Source organism: Streptomyces botrytidirepellens (assembly GCF_003721215.1).
Lineage (GTDB): Bacteria > Actinomycetota > Actinomycetes > Streptomycetales > Streptomycetaceae > Streptomyces > Streptomyces himastatinicus.
This window is the reverse complement of the sequence record NZ_RIBZ01000475.1, coordinates 1-1,819: the sequence shown is the minus strand read 5'-3', so window position 1 is coordinate 1,819 and position 1,819 is coordinate 1. Positions and strand designations below refer to the sequence as shown.

The 1,819-nt window shown below is 76.9% G+C and carries 1 protein-coding gene; it reads left to right on the top strand.

The window, feature by feature from the left end; translation table 11 throughout:
• Window positions 1–1,453 (top strand): ACT domain-containing protein (locus EEJ42_RS31720; protein WP_246097524.1); only part of this gene is annotated, 1,453 nt, incomplete at its 5' end.
• Between the last annotated feature and the right edge of the window lie 366 nt (window positions 1,454–1,819).

The following is a 1,819-nucleotide window of genomic DNA, read 5'->3' as shown; positions in this document are numbered from 1 at the left end:
GGCCGCCGCGGCCGCCGCCCAGGCCGGGCTTCCGCTCTCGCTGCACGCCGTACGGCGGCTGGCTGCCGCCGCGCGCCCGCTGCCGGTGCCCTGGCCGCCGGAGGCCCGGGAGGAACTCGTCACCCTGCTGGGCGCGGGCGAGTCCACCGTCGGGGTCTGGGAGGCGCTGGAGGCCGAGGGCGTGATCACCCGGCTGCTGCCGGACTGGGAGCGGGTGCGCTGCCGCCCGCAGCGGAACCCCGTGCACCGCTGGACCGTCGACCGCCATCTCGTCGAGACCGCGGTCCGCGCCAGCGCGCTCAGCCGCCGCGTCGGCCGCCCCGACCTGCTGCTGGTCGCCGCGCTGCTGCACGACATCGGCAAGGGCTGGCCCGGCGACCACTCGGTGGTGGGGGAGACGATCGTCCGGGACGTGGCCACCCGGATCGGCTTCGACCGCGCGGACGTGTCCGTCCTCGCCACCCTCGTACGCCACCATCTGCTGCTCGTCGAGACCGCCACCCGCCGCGACCTGGACGACCCGGCCACCGTGCGCTCGGTCGCCGAGGCCGTCCACAGCCCCGCCACCCTGGAACTGCTGCACGCCCTCACCGAGGCCGACGCGCTGGCCACCGGGCCCGCGGCGTGGAGCGCCTGGCGCGGCGCGCTCGTCGCCGACCTGGTCAGGCGGGTCGCCGCCGTCCTCGCGGGGGAGCCCGCGGCGGACCCGGACAGCCCGCAGCAGATCACGGCGGAACAGGAACGGCTCGCGATCGAGGCGTGCCGCACCGGCGGCCCCGTGCTGGCCCTGCACGCCCGCTCGGAAGCGCTGCCGCCGGGCGAGGCCGCCGGAACGGCGAGCGACGAGGCGACGGAACCGGAACCGATCGGCGTCGAGCTGCTGATCGCCGTCCCCGACCAGCCCGGAGTCCTGGCCGCCGCCGCCGGAGTGCTGGCCCTGCACCGGCTCACGGTCCGCGCGGCCGATCTGCGCGCCGTGGAGCTGCCGTCGGAGCTGGACGGCGCGGACAAGCCCGAAGGCGTCCTGCTGCTGAGCTGGCGCGTGGCCGCCGAATACGGATCGCTGCCGCAGGCCGCGCGGCTACGGAACGATCTGCTCCGGGCGCTGGACGGCTCGCTCGACATCGTCGCCCGCCTCGCCGAGCGCGAGGCCGCCTACCGCAAGTACCCACGGCGTCGAGGCGTCCACGCCCCGCCGCCGCGGGTCACGGTCGCGCCCGGCAGCTCCCAGCTCGCCACCGTGATCGAGGTCCGCGCCCAGGACATCCCCGGCCTCCTCCACCGCATCGGCCGCGCCCTGGAAGCCGCCGGTCTCACGGTCCGCAGCGCCCACGTCAGCACGCTGGGCGCGAACGCGGTCGACGCGTTCTACGTCACGGACCCCACCGGAGCCCCCCTCGCCCCGATGCGCGCGGCGGAAGTGGCCCGCGAGGTGGAGCAAGCGCTGCGCTGACGGCCCCGAACGCCTCCGGACCCCGACGCCCCGGCGTCCGAGACGCGGGGTCGGAAGAAGACGGCCCCGCCCTTCCGGCCCCCTGGCCGTCTGAGGTGCGGGCCCCGGGGGGCGGGTGGCCCCGTTCCCGGCCCTCGGGCATTCGAGGTGATCCCGCTCTCCGGCTTTTGGCGTTTGAGGAGGGGCCAGGGCAGCCCTGTCGGTGTGTGTGGAGCGGCGCCCGGGGCGGAGATGCCCCGCACCCAGCCTCTCCGGCGTTTGAGGAGGGGCCTGGGGCAGAGGAGCCCCATCCCAGCCCGTCGGGCGTTCCCGGAGCGGCCCGGGGCGGAGATGCCCCATCCCAGCCCGTCGGGCGTTCCCGGAGCG